At 69.8% G+C, this 20953-nt stretch carries 18 protein-coding genes and 1 pseudogene; 11 read left to right on the forward strand and 8 right to left on the reverse strand.

The features are described from left to right. Positions 1–114 precede the first annotated feature (114 nt). Positions 115–429, forward strand: a complete 315-nt coding sequence (locus tag ABIA33_RS05475) for a hypothetical protein (protein ID WP_370077649.1) — start codon at positions 115–117, stop codon at positions 427–429. Positions 430–439: 10 nt separating this feature from the next. On the opposite strand, the gene ABIA33_RS05480 is transcribed toward ABIA33_RS05475, so the two are convergent. The 3 genes from ABIA33_RS05480 to ABIA33_RS05490 all read right to left on the reverse strand — a co-directional run bounded on the left by ABIA33_RS05480 (position 440) and on the right by ABIA33_RS05490 (position 3889). Then, on the reverse strand, positions 440–1216 hold the full coding sequence (locus ABIA33_RS05480) for a hypothetical protein (protein ID WP_370077651.1): 777 nt from the start codon (positions 1214–1216) through the stop codon (positions 440–442). Positions 1217–1550: 334 nt separating this feature from the next. After that, positions 1551–2774: an acetyl-CoA C-acetyltransferase gene (locus ABIA33_RS05485; protein WP_370077653.1), complete on the reverse strand. Its 1224-nt coding sequence runs from the start codon at positions 2772–2774 to the stop codon at positions 1551–1553. 59 nt (positions 2775–2833) lie between these two features. Further along, complete coding sequence (locus ABIA33_RS05490; protein WP_370077655.1) at positions 2834–3889, reverse strand: SGNH/GDSL hydrolase family protein; 1056 nt, start codon at positions 3887–3889, stop codon at positions 2834–2836. Between the two features lie 186 nt (positions 3890–4075). On the opposite strand from ABIA33_RS05490, the gene ABIA33_RS05495 reads away from it, so the two are divergent. Continuing rightward, positions 4076–5476 (forward strand): cystathionine beta-synthase, encoded by a 1401-nt coding sequence (locus ABIA33_RS05495; RefSeq protein ID WP_370077657.1) that lies wholly within the window; start codon positions 4076–4078, stop codon positions 5474–5476. Positions 5477–5873: 397 nt separating this feature from the next. On the opposite strand, the gene ABIA33_RS05500 is transcribed toward ABIA33_RS05495, so the two are convergent. Further along, positions 5874–6149, reverse strand: coding sequence for a hypothetical protein (locus ABIA33_RS05500; protein WP_370077659.1), 276 nt, complete (start codon positions 6147–6149; stop codon positions 5874–5876). Positions 6150–6246: 97 nt separating this feature from the next. Between ABIA33_RS05500 and ABIA33_RS05505 the strand changes: the two genes are divergently transcribed. From ABIA33_RS05505 to ABIA33_RS05525, 5 genes are all read left to right on the forward strand, one after another. Beyond that, entirely contained in the window at positions 6247–6582 is a 336-nt protein-coding gene (locus ABIA33_RS05505; protein ID WP_370077661.1) for a hypothetical protein, read from the forward strand. 295 nt (positions 6583–6877) lie between these two features. Beyond that, positions 6878–8047: an Ig-like domain-containing protein gene (locus ABIA33_RS05510; RefSeq protein ID WP_370077776.1), complete on the forward strand. Its 1170-nt coding sequence runs from the start codon at positions 6878–6880 to the stop codon at positions 8045–8047. A gap of 164 nt (positions 8048–8211) precedes the next feature. Beyond that, positions 8212–8760 (forward strand): FHA domain-containing protein, encoded by a 549-nt coding sequence (locus ABIA33_RS05515; protein ID WP_370077663.1) that lies wholly within the window; start codon positions 8212–8214, stop codon positions 8758–8760. A gap of 129 nt (positions 8761–8889) precedes the next feature. Then, positions 8890–9288: a hypothetical protein gene (locus ABIA33_RS05520; RefSeq protein ID WP_370077665.1), complete on the forward strand. Its 399-nt coding sequence runs from the start codon at positions 8890–8892 to the stop codon at positions 9286–9288. 80 nt (positions 9289–9368) lie between these two features. Further along, complete coding sequence (locus tag ABIA33_RS05525; RefSeq protein ID WP_370077667.1) at positions 9369–10139, forward strand: hypothetical protein; 771 nt, start codon at positions 9369–9371, stop codon at positions 10137–10139. Between the two features lie 80 nt (positions 10140–10219). Here the strand turns inward: ABIA33_RS05525 and ABIA33_RS05530 are convergent, their stop codons facing one another. After that, entirely contained in the window at positions 10220–10672 is a 453-nt protein-coding gene (locus tag ABIA33_RS05530) for a hypothetical protein (protein ID WP_370077669.1), read from the reverse strand. A 509-nt stretch (positions 10673–11181) separates the two neighbouring features. Here ABIA33_RS05530 and ABIA33_RS05535 point away from each other — a divergent pair. Both ABIA33_RS05535 and ABIA33_RS05540 read left to right on the forward strand, forming a co-directional pair. Beyond that, positions 11182–13536: a right-handed parallel beta-helix repeat-containing protein gene (locus ABIA33_RS05535; RefSeq protein ID WP_370077671.1), complete on the forward strand. Its 2355-nt coding sequence runs from the start codon at positions 11182–11184 to the stop codon at positions 13534–13536. A 55-nt stretch (positions 13537–13591) separates the two neighbouring features. Beyond that, a complete protein-coding gene (locus tag ABIA33_RS05540) occupies positions 13592–15850 on the forward strand; it encodes a right-handed parallel beta-helix repeat-containing protein (RefSeq protein ID WP_370077673.1) in 2259 nt (752 codons plus the stop codon). Between the two features lie 160 nt (positions 15851–16010). Here the strand turns inward: ABIA33_RS05540 and ABIA33_RS05545 are convergent. Together ABIA33_RS05545 and ABIA33_RS05550 are read right to left on the reverse strand one after the other, a co-directional pair. Next, positions 16011–16252 (reverse strand): annotated as a pseudogene (locus tag ABIA33_RS05545) (peptide-methionine (S)-S-oxide reductase MsrA); the annotation flags it as partial. Positions 16253–16286: 34 nt separating this feature from the next. Then, entirely contained in the window at positions 16287–17810 is a 1524-nt protein-coding gene (locus ABIA33_RS05550; protein ID WP_370077675.1) for a M48 family metalloprotease, read from the reverse strand. Positions 17811–17943: 133 nt separating this feature from the next. Here ABIA33_RS05550 and ABIA33_RS05555 point away from each other — a divergent pair, with 133 nt between their 5' ends. Beyond that, entirely contained in the window at positions 17944–19107 is a 1164-nt protein-coding gene (locus ABIA33_RS05555) for a cystathionine gamma-synthase (RefSeq protein ID WP_370077677.1), read from the forward strand. A 7-nt stretch (positions 19108–19114) separates the two neighbouring features. Here the strand turns inward: ABIA33_RS05555 and ABIA33_RS05560 are convergent, their stop codons facing one another. Continuing rightward, positions 19115–19600 carry a MarR family winged helix-turn-helix transcriptional regulator gene (locus ABIA33_RS05560; protein WP_370077679.1) on the reverse strand — a complete coding sequence of 162 codons (486 nt, stop codon included), beginning with the start codon at positions 19598–19600 and terminating at the stop codon, positions 19115–19117. Between the two features lie 69 nt (positions 19601–19669). Here ABIA33_RS05560 and ilvA point away from each other — a divergent pair, with 69 nt between their 5' ends. After that, positions 19670–20905: a threonine ammonia-lyase gene (gene ilvA / locus ABIA33_RS05565; protein ID WP_370077681.1), complete on the forward strand. Its 1236-nt coding sequence runs from the start codon at positions 19670–19672 to the stop codon at positions 20903–20905. Positions 20906–20953 lie beyond the last annotated feature (48 nt).

Consider the following 20953-nt stretch of genomic DNA (forward strand, 5'->3'; position numbering starts at 1 on the left):
CCCGGAGGCTTGGCAACAGTCGACGGCCCTCGGTTCGGGATCCCCTTCGGTTCGGGATCGCCCTCGGTTGGGGATCGCCCTCGGTTGGGGATCGGAGTGGCCTAGGCTCGGCGCATGTCCGATCCGAGCCCGCTCCTCGCCGCAGCCGATCGTCTGGCGGACCGTTTCCGCTCGATGCCGCAGAACAGGCTCACGGCGCTGGCGCCCAGTGGCCTCGACCTGGCCCGCCGGCTGGCCCGGCAGGCTCAGCAGGTGGAGGGCGACATCGTGCGTGACGAGATCCCGGAGGCAGGGATCTTCGCGGTGGGGGACCAGATCGCCGTCGCCGCCCACGATCTGGCCGCGGCGCTGCGCGCGGTGGACGGCGCGGAGTCGGAGCAGGCGCTGGCCGACTCCCTGGCGGCGGTACGGGCAGTCGCGGCGCTCTAGGGCCTTCGCGCTACAGGCTGGCTACGACCCGGTCGGCCAGGATGTAGACGGTGTCGTCGGATTCGGCTCCCAGCGCGAAGGTCAGCGCGTGCGCCCCCGGGAGGCGGGAGCTGCCGAGCAGCCGCACCTCGACGCCGGCGCTCACGGCCTCGATCAGCCGCGCGCCGGCCGCACGGTCGCCGGGGGCGATGCAGAGCGTGGTCTCGTCCTCGAAGACGTAGACGTCCAGCGTCCCCATCGGGCCGGGGCGCACGTCCCGCAGCAAGGCGCCGACCTCGACCAGCTCGATCAGCCGGAGGTCCGTCCACTCGGGGGTGGGCGTGGGCTGCGGAATGAAGCCGGTGACGGAGGGATGCGCGGGGTGGCCGGGCCGGCCGGGGGGCGCGGGGTGGGCGACCGGGTGGCCCCCGGCGCTGCTGTTGCTCTCGGAGATCAGCTCCTCCAGCGCGGAGCGCAGCGCGTCGGCGAACTCCGGGTCCATCTCGCCCTCGTCGTCCACGTACCCGCGCGGAGCGGGCAGCAGCACCAGGTTGTCGCCCGCGCCGTCGGCGAACACCGATTCCCCGGCCAGCACGGAGTCCTCCGCGGCGCGGGCCTCCTGCTCGGCCCAGAAGGTGCGGGCTTCGGCGATCTCCCGCTCACGGTCCTCCGCGAGCGCGGTGCTGACCGACTCCCGCACGGCGGCGTCAAAGCGCCGGGTGAGCGTACGCAGGGCAAGGAACGTCGCCACGGCGACGGCGGCCACGAAGACGAGCATGGCGAGGAGGACGAGAGTGAGGACGTTCACGAAAGGCACCCCTAGTGAAGGGTCGAACTGGCGGTCAACCCCACAGTGCCGCACTGCGGCGAATTGCGGCAGTGCGTAATGTCCTTTTCATTTGTGACGTCCGACATCGCCCGATTTGATTCCAGGTCGAATCTGCACGCAATGCGATCGATCAATTACTGTCCGTCGACAACTCGTCTCATCCATATAAAGAAATCGGTCCGGGTCGCGCCGTAGCGTGACCCGGACCTTACCCACTCGACTCAGGGCCAAACGGGTCATTGTGAGAATTACCTGAGAGCCACAGCCCACAGCCCTCAGCCCACAGCTCCCGGCCCCCAGCCTCCGCTGCGCCTCAGCTCAGCCGCTCGATGACCATCGCCATGCCCTGCCCGCCACCGACGCACATGGTCTCCAGACCGAACTGCTTGTCGTGCCACTGGAGCGAGTTGATCAGCGTGGTGGTGATGCGGGCGCCGGTCATCCCGAAGGGGTGTCCGACCGCGATGCCGCCGCCGTTGATGTTGAGGCGGTCCAGGTCGACGCCCAGGTCCCGGTACGAGGGGATGACCTGCGCGGCGAACGCCTCGTTGATCTCGACCAGGTCGATGTCGCCGATGGTCAGACCGGCCCGCTTCAGCGCCTGCTTGGACGCCTCGACCGGCCCGTAGCCCATGATCTCGGGGGACAGCCCGGTCACGCCGGTGGACACGATCCGCGCCAGCGGCGTCAGGCCGAGCTCGCGGGCCTTGGTGTCCGACATGATCACCAGGGCGGCGGCGCCATCGTTCAGCGGGCAGCAGTTGCCCGCGTTGACGGTGCCGTCCGGACGGAACACCGGCTTGAGGCCGGAGACGGCTTCCAGGGTGACCCCCGCGCGCGGGCCGTCGTCGCGGCTCACGACGGTGCCGTCGGGCGTGGTCACCGCGGTGATCTCGCGCTCCCAGAAGCCGTCCGCGATGGCCTTCTCGGCGAGGTTCTGCGAGCGCACGCCGAACTCGTCCTGCTCCCGGCGGCTGATGCCCTTGAGCTTGGCGAGGTTCTCCGCGGTCTGGCCCATGGCGATGTAGACGTCCGGCAGCAGGCCGCTCTCGCGCGGGTCCTGCCAGACCGGGGCGCCGGTGGTCTGTGCGGTGGCCACGGTCCGCGCCTCCGCGTCGGCGAACAGCGGGTTCTTGGTGTCCGGCAGGCCGTCCGAGGAGCCCTTGACGCTGCGCGACACGGTCTCGACGCCGGCCGAGATGAAGACGTCGCCCTCACCGGCCTTGATCGCGTGCAGCGCCATCCGGGTCGTCTGCAGCGAGGAGGAGCAGTAGCGGGTGACCGTACAGCCCGGCAGGTGGTCCATGCCGAGCTGGACCGCGACGACGCGCCCCAGGTTGTAGCCCTGCTCGCCGCCGGGCAGCCCGCAGCCCAGCATCAGGTCGTCGATGTCGCGCGGGTCAAGTTCGGGCACCTTGGCCAGCGCGGCCTGGATGATCTGCGTGGTCAGGTCGTCGGGGCGGACATCCTTCAGCGAGCCCTTGAACGCCCGGCCGATCGGGGAGCGGGCGGCACTGACGATGACGGCTTCGGGCATCGGGACTCCAGTGGGTTCCAGAAGGGTGGGGAAGGGGTGACCTACCGGTCAAGTTACCTTCAGGTAGCCGGGGCGTCAGCGCTGACGGCGTGTGAATTACCTGACCTTGCATCCTCCGCCACGACCTCCGGCAGATGCCTGCGCCGACGGTGTTTGAGCAGTGCCCAGCGGCCCCGCGGGCCGGAGTCCGAGCCGAGCACGGCCGCGCCCGCGACCTCGGTGCCGCCGCGCCCCGCTGCCTCCGCCGCCGCCTGGGCGACGGGCAGCACGCCTTCGCCGCGGAAGGCGTCGGGACGCTCCCCGGCCAGGCCTTCCGGCCACAGGTCGAGTGCCGCGCACATCGACGGCAGCATCGCCATGGCGGCGGTGGCATAGCCCTGCACGGAGGGGTGGTAGCGGTCGGAGGCGAACATCTCCGGGCGGCCCCTGAACTCGGAGCCCAGCAGGTCGCCCAGCGAGACGCTGCGTGCCCCGGCCTCGACCACGGCGATGGTCTGCGCCGCCGCGAGCTGACGGCTGGCCCGCCGGGCGAGCCAGCGCAACGGGGGCCGGACCGGTTCGATCGTGCCGAGGTCGGGGCAGGTGCCCACGACGACCTCGACCCCGGCCGTGCGCAACCTGCGCACGGCCTCGCCGAGCATCCGCACCGATTCGGCGAGCTTGATCCGCTGGGTGACGTCGTTCGCCCCGATCATGATCAGGGCGACGTCCGGGTGCTCCGGCAGCACCAGGCCGACCTGCCGTTCCAGGTCGTCGGAGGTGGCTCCGTTGGTGGCGGCGACCGCCAGCCGCACCGGGCGCTCGGCGATGGAGGCGATGCCCCCCGCCAGCAGCGCGCCGGGGGTCTCCCGACCCCGGTTCACTCCGAAGCCCGCCGCGGTGGAGTCGCCGAGGACGGCCATGACCAGCGGCGTGGCGTCGTCCGCGTCCGCGAAGGCCCGCCCGTAGGTGCCGTCGGCCCGTGGCGGCTCCCCCTGCAGGGTGTTGAGCATGTGCTCGGCGAGCTTGGCCTCGGTCAGTAGCAGGCCCGCGAAGCCGACGCCGAGCAGACCGATCCCACCGCCGCCGTAGGCCGCAGCCGCCGCGATCCGCCGTGCCACACGTGCTCTGGACATGAGCGACCCCCAGATCCCATCACCAGGTCCCATACCAGGTCACATCACCAGTCCGACGTCCCCGGTCTCCACGGTCCGCACTCGGGCAGAGTCCGTACTCCCGCAGTCTGCCCCACTACGCTGATCCCAACAGGGCGACAAACCGTGCGTCCAGTAGATATTCAGGCGAACCGCGGAGGAGATCCCGTGCGGTACCACGATTCGATCATCGACCTGGTCGGTAACACCCCACTTGTGCGGCTCAACAGGGTCGCTGAGGGGATCAGTGCCACCGTCCTTGCCAAGGTGGAGTACTTCAACCCCGGCGGGTCGGTGAAGGACCGCATCGCGATGCGGATGATCGAGGCGGCGGAGGCATCCGGGGAGCTCAAGCCGGGTGGCACGATCGTGGAGCCGACCTCGGGGAACACCGGCGTCGGCCTGGCGATCGTGGCCCAGCAGAAGGGCTACCGCTGCATCTTCGTCTGTCCCGACAAGGTGTCCACCGACAAGATCAACGTGCTGCGTGCCTACGGCGCCGAGGTCGTGGTCTGCCCCACGGCGGTCGCCCCCGAGCACCCGGAGTCCTACTACAACGTCAGCGACCGCCTCGTCCGGGAGACCCCCGGCGCGTGGAAGCCGGACCAGTACTCCAACCCGAACAACCCGGCCAGCCACTACCACTCCACCGGTCCCGAGCTCTGGGAGCAGACCGAGGGGCGGATCACCCACTTCGTCGCAGGCGTCGGCACCGGCGGCACGATCTCCGGCACCGGCCGCTACCTCAAGGACGTCTCCGGCGGGGCGGTCAAGGTCATCGGCGCCGACCCCGAGGGCTCGGTCTACTCGGGCGGCACCGGCCGCCCCTACCTCGTCGAGGGCGTCGGCGAGGACTTCTGGCCGACCGCGTACGACCGCGAGGTCGCGGACGAGATCGTCGCCGTCTCGGACAAGGACTCCTTCCAGATGACGCGCCGCCTGGCCAAGGAGGAGGGGCTGCTGGTCGGCGGCTCCTGCGGGATGGCGGTCGTGGCGGCACTGCGGGTCGCCGAGCGGCTCGGCCCGGACGACGTGGTCGTGGTGCTGCTGCCGGACTCCGGCCGCGGCTACCTCTCCAAGATCTTCAACGACGACTGGATGCAGGACTACGGCTTCCTGGACGAGGGCGGCCCGGAGGCGGTGGCCGGCGACGTCCTCGCTCGTAAGGACGCTCGTGAGCACGGCGGGATTCCCCAGTTCGTGCACATTCACCCGAACGAGACCGTCGGTGAGGCAGTACACATTCTGCGCGAGTACGGCGTCTCGCAGATGCCCGTGGTCTCGCCCGGCGCGGGGCACCCCGATGTGATGGCCGGTGAGGTCATCGGGTCCATCGTGGAGCGTGACCTGCTGGACGGACTGTTCTCCAAGCGGTTCGAGCTCGACGACCTGATCGAGCGTCATATGTCCATGCCGCTACCGGTAGTGGGCTCGGGCGAGTCGGTGACCCGGCTGATGGGAGTGCTGGAGAAGGCGGACGCGGCGGTCGTCCTGATCGAGGGAAAGCCGCAGGGCATCGTCACCCGGCAGGACCTGCTCGCCTTCATGGCGGCGCACGGCGTTCACTGAATCGCGCCGAACTGGTACACCGGCGACACGTACTGGCAGCACGCGCTTAACAACGGCCCGGCAATGTTGTCACCACGGCAAGAAGCCGAGCGTGGTGACAGTGGCAGTCCGGAGCGGCTCCCGGACGCCGCAGTCACCTCAGGACGCGTCGGAAGGCCCTGACCCGGCCGGCCGCGTCCCGCCCGCGGGGACCGCCGTCGTCCCGCCCCTGGGCCCTTCGGGGCCCGGGGTGCGGCGGTCCCCGCGGCACCAAACTCCGCGTTCCCGGGTGGGGGAACTCAGCGGAGAGAGCAGGGCCGGCCCCTCGGGGCCGGCCCTGCTGGTGTTTTCGGTGTCGCCCGAGCGGGGTGTTGCCATCGGGGTGTTGCTGAGGCCCCGCCGGAGCGGGGCCCGGCCGTCAGCCGACGAGACGCCGGCTGACGAAGATCATGCCGACCCCGGCGACCAGGAAGCCCGCCCCGCCCAGCGCGTACGGGGTGGCGTCCACCCCGGTGTCCGCCAACGCCTGCTCGCTGCCGCTGCCGCTGCCGTTGCGCGGCGCCGCAGCCAGGTGCGCCTCGCGGTGGGCCGCCTGCGTGGTGGCGGCGGAGGCGATCGGACCCAGAGCCAGCGCGGCGACAGTGCCGATGCCTGCGGCGATGGCGGTGGTGGTGAGTGGCCGGCGGGCGCTCAATGTCGCTCCCTCTCGCAGCGCGACGCTGCCTCGTCCCCCGACGTGTACGGTCCGGACGATGCTAATGAGCCGGGGCTCCGTTGGATAGGCTCAATCCATGACAAGCAACTCCGAGAACGAGCCGCGCTACGTCCGGCTGCAGATCGAGCTCATCGTGGAGGTCGTGGACCAGAAGGCGCTGCAGGTCGCCGCCCTGGAGCAGGTCAGGGCGGACGAGTTCCTCGAGGACGAGGAGCGCAGCGAGGCCATCGCGGCCATCGAGATCGACCCGGCCGGAGCGATCGCCCACTTCGTGGACCCGGTCGCCATGCTGGAGGGCGTCCCCGGGGTGGAACTGGCCGAGGCCACCTGGGAGTCTCAGCCGGTGGAGTACGACCCCGAGAACGAGGACTGGGACCTCTACGACGCCGACGCCGGCGACGGCGTCGAGTAGCACGCGGCGGCCGGGCAGGCCTCGCAGTGTGGCGGACAGGCAGGGCGGGCGGCTCCGGAGTGTTGGAGTCGCCCGCTGTTTTGTCCGGATTGGGGCAAGTCGGTCGTCAGGGTTATGTTCATATGGATATCTGATGGCGTGGCTTGCCGGGCGACTCTCGGGATGTGACGGTCGACAAGAGGGAGCGGATGACGTGGCGGAAGCGGAGCAGCAGGCGCAGGAGCAGGGCCAGCAGCAGGCACAGCAGCAGGACAGGGGCGAGGGTGGCACCAGCCGCACCTGGGGCCGCCGGGCGGTGGTGTCGGGACTGGCCGCGACGCCGGTGCTCTTCGTGGCGGCCTGCGGCGGCTCCGGTTCGGGCTCCGGATCCGGCTCGAAGAGCGCCAAGGTGTCCAAAGCCGTCGTCAGCGTCACTCCTGCGGACGGCAGCCAGAAGGTGGACTTCAGTCAGCCCGTGAAGGTCGCCGTGACCAGTGGCACGCTCAGCTCGGTCACCCTCACGGGTGCGGACGGCAAGGCCGTCGCCGGGCAGCTCGCCGCCGACAACCAGAGCTGGACCAGCACCGGCAAGCTGAGCTCCGGCACCAGCTACCGGATCGCCGCCGTGGCCGCCGACTCCGACAAGGTGCAGGCCACCAAGAACGCCGCGTTCAGCACCGGGACCCCCGCCAAGACCTTCGTCGGGATCTTCACCCCCGACAACGCCACCACAGTCGGCGTGGGCATGCCGGTGTCGATCGTGTTCAACAAGCCGATCAGCGACAAGGCGACCGTCCAGAAGGGCATCACCGTCACCGCGCTGCCCGGCGTCGAGGTGGTCGGCCACTGGTTCAGCGACACCAGGCTCGACTACCGACCGCAGAACTACTGGGCCTCCGGCACCAAGGTCACCCTCAGCCTGCGCCTCAAGGACGTCGCGGGCGCCCCCGGCGTCTACGGGACGCAGAACAAGGACGTCAGCTTCACCATCGGCCGCAGCCAGACCAGCGTGGCCGACCTCGCGGCCAAGAAGCTGACCGTGACCCGGGACGGACAGGTCACCCAGACCTGGCCGATATCCGGTGGGAGCCCCCAGCACACCACCTGGGGGGGCAAGATGGTGATCTCGGAGAAGCTGCTGCAGACCAGGATGAACTCGCAGACCGTGAACCTCGGTGGCGAGTACGACATCTCCGACGTCCCGCACGCCCAGCGGCTGACCACCTCGGGCACCTTCATCCACGGCAACTACTGGGGCAGCACCTCCGTCTTCGGAAGCCAGAACACCAGCCATGGCTGCGTGGGCCTGCACGACGCCAAGGGCGCGGGCGATCCCAGCACACCGGCGGCGAAGTTCTACCAGAGCTCCATCACCGGTGACGTGGTCGAGGTCGTCAACTCCGGTGACCGGACCGTGGACCCGGCGAACGGCCTGAACGGCTGGAACATGGACTGGGCCAGCTGGAAGGCCGGCAGCGCGATCTGACGTCCCGCCGGACGTCGCCTAACCTGGACTCCGGCGGCGACCACGCCGAAACCCTGGCCCATCTGCGGGAGAACGGGCGGATCACGCTGATCTGCCGCTCCCGCCGCTCGCACGGCCCGGAACACCCCTGGACGTGTCCAGAGCAAGGGCAGACAATCACAAACATGACGACACCCGAGCCTCTGACGCATGTGGCGCGGCTCTCGGACGCCGAGCGTGATCAGGCGATCGAGGTGCTCCGAGAGCACTCGGCGCAGGGTCGGCTGTCGCAGGACACCTTCATGCGCCGGATCGAGCTCGCCCTCACCGCCCGCGGCCGGGACGAACTGGACGAGCTCACCGCGGACCTGCCCAGCCAGGGGCGGCTTGCGCGACTCGCGCTCGGCGCGGTCGGCGCGGTCTCGGCCTTCGGCGTCCGCGCGCGCAGCGCCTGGCAGAACCCCAGGCTCCCGGCGCTCGTGCTGCCCGGCACGGAGATGCCCACGCTGCGGATCGGCCGCCTACCCGGCTCCGACCTGAAGCTCAGCCACGACTCGGTGTCCCGCGTCCACGCGGAACTGCACCGCGACGGCGAGTCCTGGACTCTCCGCGATCTCGGCTCCACCAACGGCACCCATGTCAACGGCTCCCGCATCATCGGCGCCGTCACCGTCCGCCCCGGCGACCGCGTCGCCTTCGGCCACACCGCGTTCCGCCTGGCGTCGCAGCGCTGACCGCCAGCCAACCGGGAGCTCGGCGGCCGAAGCTCAGAACTTGGTCAAGTGCGGTATCGAGCGACCGAAGTCCGGGGACAGTGCAGTTACCCCGGCGGGAGCACCAGCCGGTGAAGGGGAGGGGTCCACGTGGTGATCGGCCTGTTCTTCATGGTTTTCTTCGCCGTTGTCGCCGGCGTCGTCGCACTCATCGTGACCCTGTCGCTGCGCGCAGCGCTGCGCTCGGGCGGCGCCCCCGCGCGGCAGCGTCGTCCGGGGCAGCCGTACGGGCACCCGGGCAACCTGGACTGGCTACCGGAGTCCGAAGACCTGCAGCGCCGGAACCCGTACGGCGTCTGGACCGACGGTGGGCCGCCCGATGGCGGCCAAGGCCACCAAGAAGGCCACCAAGAAGGCCACCACGAAGGCCACCACCACCACGGGCATCACGGGCACCACGACCCGGGTTGGAACGCCGGCTCGAGTCCGAGCTCCGACAGCAGCCCTTCCCCCTCCCATCACGACTCAGGCGGCGGCCACCATCACTGATGGCTCATCAGGTCAGCCGAGTCGCCCACTGTGGGTACCCCTCCGGCAGTGACCTGCTGCGCAGCCACTAGAGTCCGCCCGTGACCAAGCACGGGACCGGAGACGAACTGTGGGACGAGTTCGTCAGGGAGTACGAGAAGCAGCATGCCCCCCACGAACCCAGTGCGGCGGAGCGTGCGACTGCTGGGCCGCGCAGGCGTCGGCGCTGGCCATGGATCGTCCTGGCCGGCTGCCTGGTGCTTGGCGCTGTCGGCGCCTACCGCTTCAGCCCATGGCGCCCGGCGCGGGCCGCAGCGGTTGCCGTCAACTCGGCCAAGCCGACTGCGCGGGCCGACGCCGCAGCGAAGGCCAACACCGCAGCGGTGGCCGTCACCCCCGCCCAGGCCTTCCCCGCCGCGATAGCCGGCTACACCAGGGTCGCTGACGTCGCCGACAGGAGTTGTACCGGTGCGGACAGCGTCGGCCCCACCCTGGCCGGGTTGATCACCCAGGGCCATGGCTGCCTCGGTCTCGACTTCGGCCTCTACAAAGACAGTTTGAACAACGAGTACGATCTCGCGGTCTTCACCATGAAGGATCCGGTCGACGCGATATCCATCGTCAGCACGCTGAGCGCGGATCCCACCAACTACCAGGTCGCGGTCCAGGTCCCACCGACGGGTTCCGGGCTTCGCTCCCTGCCCGCAGACAGCGGCCTGGTGCAGGCATTCACCAGCTACGGCCATCTCGTAGTCGTCGGCATGGCCCAGTGGTCGGATGGCCACAGCACCGACTTCCAGCGGCTGGAGAACCAACTGTCACCGCTGCTGACAGCGGTCGCCAAACAGGCCGAGAGCCACGACCACGGCTGAACCAGGACTGGGCCTGGTCCGGCATCGCGTCAGGCGCTCCACCTCAACCGGTGACCGACCCCTGCGACTGGACGATGCCGTCAGTCCGTCTCGTTGGGGAGCTCGCTGCCCGGTATGCCGAGGCCGACCAGCAGGACACTGAACAGGGACTCCGCGAAGGTCATCGAGTCGGTCAGGGCGCGCGTGAGCACCTCCTGATCGGGAGTCAGGCCCGCTGCCGCTGACCAGGCCAGCGAGTCGGACACTGCACGTTCGACGGGAAACCTGTCCAGCGGCGCCTCGTACTCCTCGCACATCGCCCGATCGAGAAGCGCCTCCCAGCTACGGCCATCGGGTGTTGCCGCATGGACGAACCCGCAGTCGCTGTCCAGGAACATCGCCGCGATCGTCGGCGTGCCTGTGGCTTGGGCCAGCACACTCACCATCGGGCCGAGTTCGTTCGCCTTGCCAAATTCGACGACCTGCCATCCGTCCGCGATCGCTCTGACCTCGAGCGGTTCGCCGAATCCGGCTGAGGCCGCCAGCTCAGCCACCGGAGAAGTAGATCTTGCCACGAGTAGTCCACCGAAGTTACCCATGGCGCAGGAAGTTAGCAGCGCCCACTGACACCCCGACCGTTGTCTTGGTGGAGTGTGTCCGCACTCGGGCTCTGCCGCACGTTCGGCGGTGGCAGGCAAAGGGCGTCCGAACGAGGCGAGGCTCTTGTATTCCTCGCCGTTCAGAACTCGCTGAGCGAAGCCAAACTGGCGTTGATCGTCCCCCCTCGAAGTCGACCGTGGCCAGGGGATTTCGGTGCGCCTCCGTTACCGAGATCCGCTTGATCACCCGCATGGCCTTCGGCCTCAAAGGCCCTGCCGCAAATTCGGACGTACCGTCAGACTCACACCTTTCCGGCAGGTCCCGGGGCTTTCCCCCGCGATCCGACCAGAGCGCATCGTCCCCAAACCTCAAGCGCATGGTTCGCACCGAGATCTTACCCGGGAGGATCACCGGACGGGATACTGTGCGGCCGAATATCAATGCCTAACCTGGGGGAACTCTCTTGCCGCATCGCAGATCCGCCGGACTGGCCATCGCCGCGCTCGCCACCGCCCTCGGGCTCCCCGGCCTCGCGGCACAGGCTGCCGCGGCAACGCCGACCGTGCTGTACGTCGACAACGGCACGAGCGCCCACTGCAGCGACCAGGGCACCGGCACGCAGGCCCAGCCGTACTGCACCATCTCGGCCGCCGCAGCAGTCGTCCTCCCCGGACAGACCGTCAGCATCGCGCCCGGGCAGGGATACAACGAAGAGGTCGACATCACCCGCTCCGGGACGGCCAGCGCGCCGATCACCTTCGCGGGTGAGCAGTCCGCGCCGGGCACCGGCGGGGGCTACGCCGTCGGCGTGGGCGACACCCTCGGGGGCGGCGGCAAGTCGATCGCCTACGCGGTGAAGATCAGCGGAGCCCAGCACGTCGTAGTCCAAGGACTCACCACCAGTGCCGACAGCGGTGACGTCCGCGTGGAGAACTCCTCGGACGTGATTGTTCAGCGCAACTGGATCATGGGCGTGACCACGGACGTTCCGCAGGTCCAGATCGCCGGGACGTCCACCCGGGTCACCGTCAGCCAGAACCAGTTCCAGGACGCGGGCCGCCGAGGCATCGACGTCGGCGCCGGCGCCACCGGAACCGTCCTCAGCACCAACCTGCTCCCCACCAGCGGCATGAACTCGATCACTGTCACGGACGCACCGGGCACCGTGATCACCGGCAACACCCTGGAGTCAGGCTGTGCACCGGCGCTGGTGCTGGCTGGGGCGTCCACCGGAGCAAGCGTCGAGAACAACGTGATCGAGGCCGCGCAGTACGAGACGGCCCCGGCTCAGGCCTGCGCGGCTGGTTCCAGCGACACCGGGATCACCGTCGCCGCCGGCTCGACCAGCGGCACCTCGGTCGCCTACAACGTCATCGACCCGAAGAGCGGCGGCCCGGCCTACTCCTGGGCCGGAACCAGCTATTCAACCGTCGCAGCCTTCGCGAAGGCGAGCGGGCAGGGCTCGCACGACATCGTCGCCGACCCGCTGATCGCCGGGAACGGGGGCTCCCCCGACCGCAAGTCACCGGTGGTCGACTCCGCCGACGCCAACGCGCCCGGCGAGACGGCCACCGACGTCGCCGGGCAGCCGCGCGTGGATATCAGGACCGTGCCCAACACGGGCACCGGCGTGGGCTACTACGACCGCGGCGCGAACGAGTTCGCCAACGTCGGTTCCTCGTACACCCCGGTCGCCCCGGTCCGCGTGCTGGACACCCGGTCCGCCGTCGGCGTGCCCACCTCCGTCCCGGTCGCGCCCGGCGCCACCGTGACCCTGCCGCTGGCAGGCACGCACGGCATTCCCACCAATGTCCAGAACCTCGCCGTCGTCCTCAATGTCACCGTGGCCGACACCAGCGCGGACGGATACCTGTCCGCCTACGCCGCATACTCCGGCATCCAGATGGGCGGACCCCTGCTCTCGACCCTGACCTGGAGCAAGGGGCATTTCGTCTCCAGCCTGGTCACCGTCCCGATCTACGAGAACAGCGTCGCGTTCACCAACCACAGTGCGGGGACCGTGTCCATCGTCGCGGACCTGTCCGGCTATTACGCCATGGACGGCCGCAGTGGCTTCAGTTCGCTGCCGCCGAGCCGGATCCTGGACACCCGCCTCGCGGTGGGTGTGCCCACCACCACGCCCGTCCCGGCCAATGGGAGCATCTCACTGCCCGTCACCCAGGTGGGCGGCGTGCCCGCCGACGCCACCGCAGTCGTCCTGAACCTGACCGGGACGCAGCCCACGGCGGACACGTATGTGTCCGCGTACCCGAACGGGCAGAGCCGTCCGACCGTGTCCAACCTCAACCTGAGTGCGGGGCAGACGCTGCCGAATCAGGTGATCGTGCCGGTCGGAGCCAACGGCGAGGTCACCTTCTACAACCACACCGGCAGCGTGCACCTCGTCGCCGACGTGGCTGGCTACTACGGACCCAACTCCGTGCAGACCTTTCATCCGGCCAACGGCTTCAACTTCCTCGACACCAGGACCGCGCTCGGCGTTCCGACCACCAGCCCGCTGGGGGCTGGTGCGGCGATCTCCGTCCTGCCGCTCAACTCCCAGTTCGTGAACCAGGGCGACAAGGTGAGCTCGGTCGTGCTCAACATGACGGTGACCCGGCCGACGGCGGGGAGCTACCTCACCGTGTACCCGGACGGCACCGCACGGCCGACCGCGTCCGACCTCAACTGGGTGGCCGGTCAGACCGTCTCCAACCAGGTGATGGTTCCCGTGGGCGCGGACGGAAAGGTCGGCATCTTCAACCACGTCGGCACGGTCCACGTGATCGGTGACTACGCGGGCTACTTCGCACCCTGACCAGCACCGCCGCGCCTCTCTCCGCTCTTCACATCGATTGCCCTGGGGAACTCTCTTGCGCCGCAAACGAATCGCACCACCCGCCGCGCTGCTGCTCGGCGCCGCGCTGGCGCTGCCCGGGCTGACCGGCACCGCCGCCCACGCCGTCGCGGGCACTCTGTACGTGAACAATGCCACCGGAGCGAACTGCAGCGACCAGGGCACCGGTACTCAGGCCCAGCCGTACTGCACCGTCGTCGCCGCCGCGGCGGTCGTCCAGCCCGGCCAGACCGTGCTGGTCTCTTCCGGAACCTACCCGCAGGAACTGGACATCACCCGCTCCGGTACCGCCGCCGCCCCGATCACCTTCGAGGGACTGCCCGGACCGTTCAACACGGGCAGCGCACTGCCCCAGATCGGCAACGCGAGCGACCCGTCGACCTACACGACCCACGGCATCCTGGTCAAGGGCGCCCAGCACGTGGTGGTCGAGAGCTTCAGCCCCGTTGGCCAATCCGACTCGATCGCGGTGACCGCCGGGTCCCAGAACGTCACCGTCGAGCGCAATGTGCTCACCCTGACCGGGCTGGCCGTGTCCGGCTCCAGCGGCACGGTGGTGACCACGAACACCGTGAACACCCTGCAACCCGCCGGCGTCTCCGTGGCGACGGCTCCGGGCACGGTGGTCACCAGCAACACCGTCACCAGCTCGTGCAACAACGGGATCCAGTTCGACGGTTCGTCCCCCAACGGGGTGATCGAGAACAACATCGTGGACACGGCCGCCCTCGGCAGCCCCGGTGACGCGGCATGCCCGGCCGGTTCCCAGGACACCGAGGTGGCCGTGCCGACCGGATCGACCACCGGGACAAAGGTCGCGTACAACTTCCTCGGGACAAAGAGCGGCGGACCCGCATACCTGTGGGGTGCGCACACCTACACCACCGCCGCCGCTTTCGCCGCGGCCAGCGGCCAGGGTTCGCACGACATGCTCGGCGACACCGGCGCGGTGGGCAACTCCTCCACCAACTTCGTCGCCGTGGACTCCGCCGACGCCAACGCGCCCGGTGAGCTCAGCACCGACGTCCGCGGCAACCCGCGGGTGGACGTGCGCTCCGTCCCCAACACGGGTACCGGCGTGGGCTACTACGACCGCGGTGCCACCGAGATGAGCACCGGTAACTCCTACGCGCCTGTGTCGCCCGTGCGTGTGCTCGACACCCGTGCCGACATCGGGGTCGGCACGTCCACGCCGGTCGCGCCCGGCGGTGCGGTCACCATCGACCTCAACGGCACCAACAAGATCCCGGCCGGTGCCGACGCCGTCGCCCTGAACGTGACAGTGACCGGCGGCAGCGCGAGCGGGACGCTCAAGGTCACCCCGACGCATCCCTACGACGGCGGGGGGAATCCGACCACGATCGACCAGATCGCCGCGACCAACCTGACCTGGAGCAAGGGCGAGAACGTCTCCAACGTGGTGACGGTCCCGGCCGGCAGCGACACGATCACCTTCACCAACATGAGCTCCGGCAGTGTCCACATCGTGGCGGACCTGGAGGGCTACTTCTCGCAGACCGCACCGAACGGCTACACCACCACGGGGCCGGTCCGCGTCCTGGACACCCGCGCCGCCAAGGGCGTGCCCGGAACCCGCCCGATCGGCCCCGGTGGGACCGTGGTCCTGCCCGTCACCGGGAGCAACGGCGTCCCCGCAAGCGCCACGGCGGTAGTGCTGAACGTGACCGTCACCCAGCCCAGCAGCGACGGCTACCTGACTGTCTACCCGGACGGGATCACTCGACCCGTCGTCTCCAACCTCAACTTCTCCGCAGGCCAGACGATCCCCAACCTGGTCATCGTGCCGGTGCACAATGGAAAGATCGACTTCTTCAACCACTCCGGCAACACCCATGTGATCGCCGACCTGGAGGGCTACTTCAGCCCGGGTGGGCTCTCCACCTTCAATCTGATGACACCGAACCGGATCCTCAACACCGTTGCCCAGAGCGGGGTCCCCACCGGACCGACGCCGCTGGCAGCCGGCGCCTCCCTGACCGTCAACATCGACAACGTGTACGGCCTTTGGGGCTCCGACCCCAAGGCGGTCGCGCTGAACCTCACCGTGCTGGACACCAAGGGCACCGGGTACCTCGCGGTCTACCCCTACGGGACGACACCGCCTTTTGTCTCCAACGCCAACTGGACCACAGGGCAGAGCGTCTCGAACCTGGTGCTGGTGCCCGCGAAGACCGGCAAGCTCGTGATCACCAACCACAGCACCGGCACCATCGACCTGCTCGGCGACCTCGAGGGCCTCTCCACGAACTTCTGACCACATCCACTGACCACAACCACTGACCACCCGAGCCGCCCGGCGAGCCACCCTCGCCGGGCGGCTCGCATCTGTCGCAGGCCTCCGGCAGATGGGCTTGATCCCTCGCGCGGCCTCAGCCGTCTGTTGAGGCGATGCCGGTAGGGCACGAGCCGTCGGTGGCTGCGGCGAGCTGGGCGGGGGAGTGGTGGTAGATCGCGGAGCGGTACTGGGTGCCGCGGTCGCTGCCCTGGCGGAAGCCCTGGGTGGGGTCGTGGGCCTCCCAGAAGACCTTGACGAGCTCCTCGTAGGTCACCAGCGCGGGGTCGAAGACCACGCGGACGGCCTCGGTGTGGCCCGTGTGGCCGCTGCAGACTTCGCGCCCCGGACCTGCCAGAACGTGCGCTCCGCGCCCCAGAAGCACCACCGACAGCCGGCCCCCTATTCTCGCCTTCACTCAATCGAGCGGAGTGCCGAGCAGCGCGCGCAGGGGCGCGGTGTCGGGCGGGGTGGCGATGGCTGCGTCGAGAGCGAGCTTCAGTGCGTCGCCGAGGGTGGGCGGGTCGAATTCGATATGGAGCGGCTGCTCCCACGACTGCGCGAACGTCGCCCGTCCGGCGTCGACCAGCGCCAGCAGGACCAGGGGGCGGAAAGCGGCCGCCGCCGCGTCGCGCCCCTGCGGGGCGGCGGTCGTGGTGCGCTTGGGGAGTTGGGCGGCGATGGCGTCCAGCCGGCCGGCGTCGACCGCGCCGAGAAGGTCGGCGAGACCGTTCAGTGGACGGCTGAGCGCGAGGCGGAAGGCCTCCGTGGCGACGGCGCCCTCCTTGACCAGCGCCGCCCGGCCCGCGCCGCGCGCCAGCTCGTCCCAGGGGACGGGACGCTTGCCTGCCGCCTTCGGTGGCAGCGCCGCCGCCCCGACGGCCGCGAACAGCGGCTCGACGTCGCGCAGCAGGGAAAGCGCGGGGGCCTCCAGGCCGGTCACCGCCCGGCCGTCGGCAGGCAGCGCTTCCAACTCGGCGACCCGTTGGGCGATCGGCGGGTGCGAGTCGTACGGCGAGGTCTCCTGGACCGGCGGCTCCGACCGCAGCCTGTCCAGCTCCTCCTGGCGCTGCGAGGACGACAGCAGCGACCGGAAGCCGCCGTAGAACTCCTCGGCCAGCGGCAGCAGACCCGCATCCCAGCCGACGCCCGCGTAGCGCTGCAGGTAGAAGTCGTAGGCCGCGTCCAGGGCTGGAAGCTGGCGCAGCGCGCCCGCCGCATGGTCCCTTCCGGCGATGCGGGCGGCGGCCAGGTCGGCGGCGAGCTCCTGGCGGCGCCCGACCGATTCCGAGACCCTGAAGTAGAGCTTGGCGTAAGCCGTGAAGAGGCTCGCAGTGATGTTCCGGCCGCCCGCCCTGGCGTGCTGCACGACCGTGAGCAGGCTCTGCCGTCCCCGCACGGTGATCCCGGCGAGCCTGGTGTCACGGTTGCTGTAGTGGCCCAGCTCGTGCGCGAGAACCGCTTCCAGCTGGGGCTCGGTCAGCCCGATGAGCAGCGGCACTCCGACCAGCATCCGCCGGTGGCCGGGGACCAGCCCGAGGAAGCGCGGATTCTCGCTGACGGCGGCGTTGACGGCGGGGATGAGCCGGATCTCGTCGGGGGCTCGGGTGCCGACCTGTTCCGCCAGGTCCCGTACCCGCTGCCACAGCTCCGGCTGCTGCCGCTCGGTGACACTCACGCCGGGCGGAGCCTCGTCCTTGGGGCGGCGGACCAGGAAGACGCCGCGCACCAGCGGAACGGCCACGACGAAGCTGAACAGGACGAGCTTCGCCGCGCCCAGACCCGAACTGCCCAGACCCGAACTACCGGGACCAGAACCGGAGTCCAGATGCGTCAGCACCAGCACGTCGACGACGGCGATCGCGGCCAGGGCGCCGAGCGCGATCAGGTAGAAGCCTGCCAGCAGGACCAGCGCCTGGACGGCGCGAACGGACGTACGCATGGATGAACGAGCCCCCCTCGGGCGCGCGTGCGAGCCGAAGCGCACGCGAGGACACACGCGGACATACAAGAGTGGGGATCGTAGCGGCCTGCTGGCCGACTCGAACAGCGGTTTCGGTCTACGCTCGGGACTCATGAGCACTGAGCACCCTCACGAGCCCAACTTCGCCTTCGAGACCCTGGCCATCCACGCCGGGCAGGAGGCCGATCCGCAGACCGGGGCCGTGGTCACCCCCATCTACCAGGTCTCGACATACAAGCAGGACGGCGTCGGCGGCCTGCGCGGCGGCTATGAGTACAGCCGCTCCGCGAACCCGACCCGTACCGCGCTGGAGCAGAACCTCGCCGCCCTCGACGGCGGCCGTCGCGGCCTGGCCTTCGCCTCCGGCCTCGCCGCCGAGGACTGCCTGCTGCGGACGGTGACCAAGCCCGGGGACCACATCGTCATCCCCAACGACGCCTACGGCGGCACCTTCCGCCTGTTCTCCAAGGTGCTGTCGCGCTGGGGCGTGGAATGGTCCGTCGCCGACACCCACCACCCGGAGGCGGTACGGGCCGCCGTTCGGCCCAACACCAAGGTCATCTGGGTGGAGACCCCGAGCAACCCGCTGCTCGGCATCACCGACATCGCCGCGATCGCGCACATCGCCCACGACACGGGCGCGAAGCTCGTGGTCGACAACACCTTCGCCAGCCCCTACCTGCAGCAGCCCCTGGCGCTGGGCGCGGACGTCGTCGTGTACTCCACCACCAAGTACATGGGCGGCCACTCGGACGTCGTCGGCGGTGGCCTGGTCACCGACGACGCCGCCCTCGGCGAGGACCTGGCCTACCACCAGAACGCGATGGGCGCGGTCGCGGGCCCGTTCGATGCCTGGCTGGTGCTGCGCGGCATCAAGACGCTCGGCGTGCGCATGGACCGGCACAGCGAGAACGCCACCCGCGTTGCCGACTTCCTGGTCGGCCACCCCAAGGTCGCGCAGGTGTTCTACCCGGGGCTGCCGGAGCACGCGGGCCACGAGATCGCCGCCAAGCAGATGAAGGCGTTCGGCGGCATGGTGTCGTTCCGCCACAAGGACGGCGAGGAGGCGGCGCTGCAGGTGTGCAACCGGGCGCAGCTGTTCACCCTCGGCGAGTCGCTGGGCGGCGTGGAGTCGCTGATCGAGCACCCGGGACGGATGACGCACGCCTCAGTGGCCGGTTCGGCGCTGGAGGTCCCGGCGGACCTGGTGCGGCTCTCCGTCGGCATCGAGGCCGTGGACGACCTGCTCGCAGACCTCACTGAGGCACTGAAGTAGCCGGCGGTCAGTGCTTGAAGCCCTGCATCGCCAGGTTGAACCGCGTCAGCAGCTCGCAGAACTGCTCCTGGTCCGGCTCAGGCCACTCCGCGAGCAGCTGACGCATCAACAACTGCCGTGAGACGCGTACCTCCTCGAGCCGTTCCCGCCCACGTGGGGACAGCTCGAGGAGCACCGCCCGACCGTCGTCCGGGTTCGGCACCCGCTCCACCAGGCCGCAGTCCACCAGCGGCGCGACCTGCCTGGTCACCGTCGACGAGTCGATCCCCATGGCCTGGGCCAGCGCCTTCACGCCCACCGCGCCGGTCCAGTCCAGCCGGTTCAAGAGCAGGAACGCCGCGCGGTCCATGGAGTTCCGCTGATCACCGACGCCGCCCATGCGCACCTGTTCGACCCGGCGCGCGAAGATCGCGACCTGGTACTGGAGCCGGTCGTGCAGTTCGCGGTCCACGGTGCCCTGCACCGTCGCTTGCGCGCTGTCTTCTCTGGTCATGGTGGTCACGATCTGTCGTTCCGCTGAGCTTCTCCGAGACTATCGGTGGAACGCCCTACGCTGAACCCCATGAACTCCAGGTCAACCATGCCGATCACGTCGATCACACTCGACGACATCCGCGGTGCCCACAAGATGCTGGCGGGGGTGGCCCGGGTGACCCCGATGGAGGGCAGCCGCCACCTCTCCGGGCTGATCGGTGCGCCGGTTCACCTCAAGTGCGAGAACCTGCAGCGCACCGGATCGTTCAAGCTGCGCGGCGCGTACGTGCGGATCGCCGGGCTCAGCCCGGTGGAGCGCGCCGCCGGTGTGGTCGCTGCCAGTGCCGGCAACCACGCGCAGGGCGTGGCCCTGGCCGCGACGGTCCTCGGCGTGCGCGCCACGGTGTTCATGCCCATCGCCGCGCCGCTGCCCAAGGTCGCGGCCACCCGGGACTACGGGGCCGAGGTCCGGCTGCACGGGGAGAACTTCGACGAGACCCTCGCCGCCGCGCTGGCCTACGCGGAGACGACCGGCGCCGTCGTCATCCACCCGTTCGACCACCAGGACGTGGTAGCGGGGCAGGGCACCGTCGGGCTGGAGATCCTGGAGCAGTGCCCCGAGGTCCGCACCATCCTGGTCGGGGTGGGCGGCGGCGGACTGCTGGCCGGGGTCACCACCGCCGTCAAGAACCTCCGCCCTGACGTGCGCGTCATCGGCGTCCAGGCGTCCGGTGCGGCCGCGTACCCGCCGTCGCTGCGCGCCGGACGACCGGTCAGCCTGGAGGGCTTCTCCACCATGGCGGACGGCATCCAGGTGGGCCGTCCGGGGGACATCCCGTTCGAGATCATCAACAAGCTGGCGGACGGCGTGCTGACCGTCAGCGAGACGTCGCTCGCCCGCGCCCTGCTGATCTGCCTGGAACGCTGCAAGCTCGTCGTCGAACCCGCGGCGGCCAGCACCGTCGCCGCGCTGCTCGAACACGGAGCGGAGATCGAAGGCCCGGTGGTGGCCATCCTGTCCGGCGGCAACGTCGATCCGCTGCTGCTGCAGCGCGTGCTGCGGCACGGCATGGTCGCCGCAGGGCGCTACCTCTCGCTGCGGCTGCGGATCACCGACCGGCCCGGCGCGCTGGCGACGCTGCTCGGTGTGCTCAGCCGGGTCGACGCGAACGTGGTGGACGTCGCCCACGTCCGCACCGACCCCAAGCTCGACCTGGGCGAGGCCGAGGTGGATCTACATCTGGAAACCAAGGGCCCCGAACACTGCGACGCCGTAGTGTCGGAGCTGCGTGAGGCGGGCTACACGATTCTCCAGCAGAGCTGAGCTGTGTCGCGGGCCGTCTCCGTGCAGCGGAAGCTGGAGCGAAGCTGA

The organism is Streptacidiphilus sp. MAP12-16, assembly GCF_041262165.1.
Taxonomy (GTDB): domain Bacteria; phylum Actinomycetota; class Actinomycetes; order Streptomycetales; family Streptomycetaceae; genus Streptacidiphilus.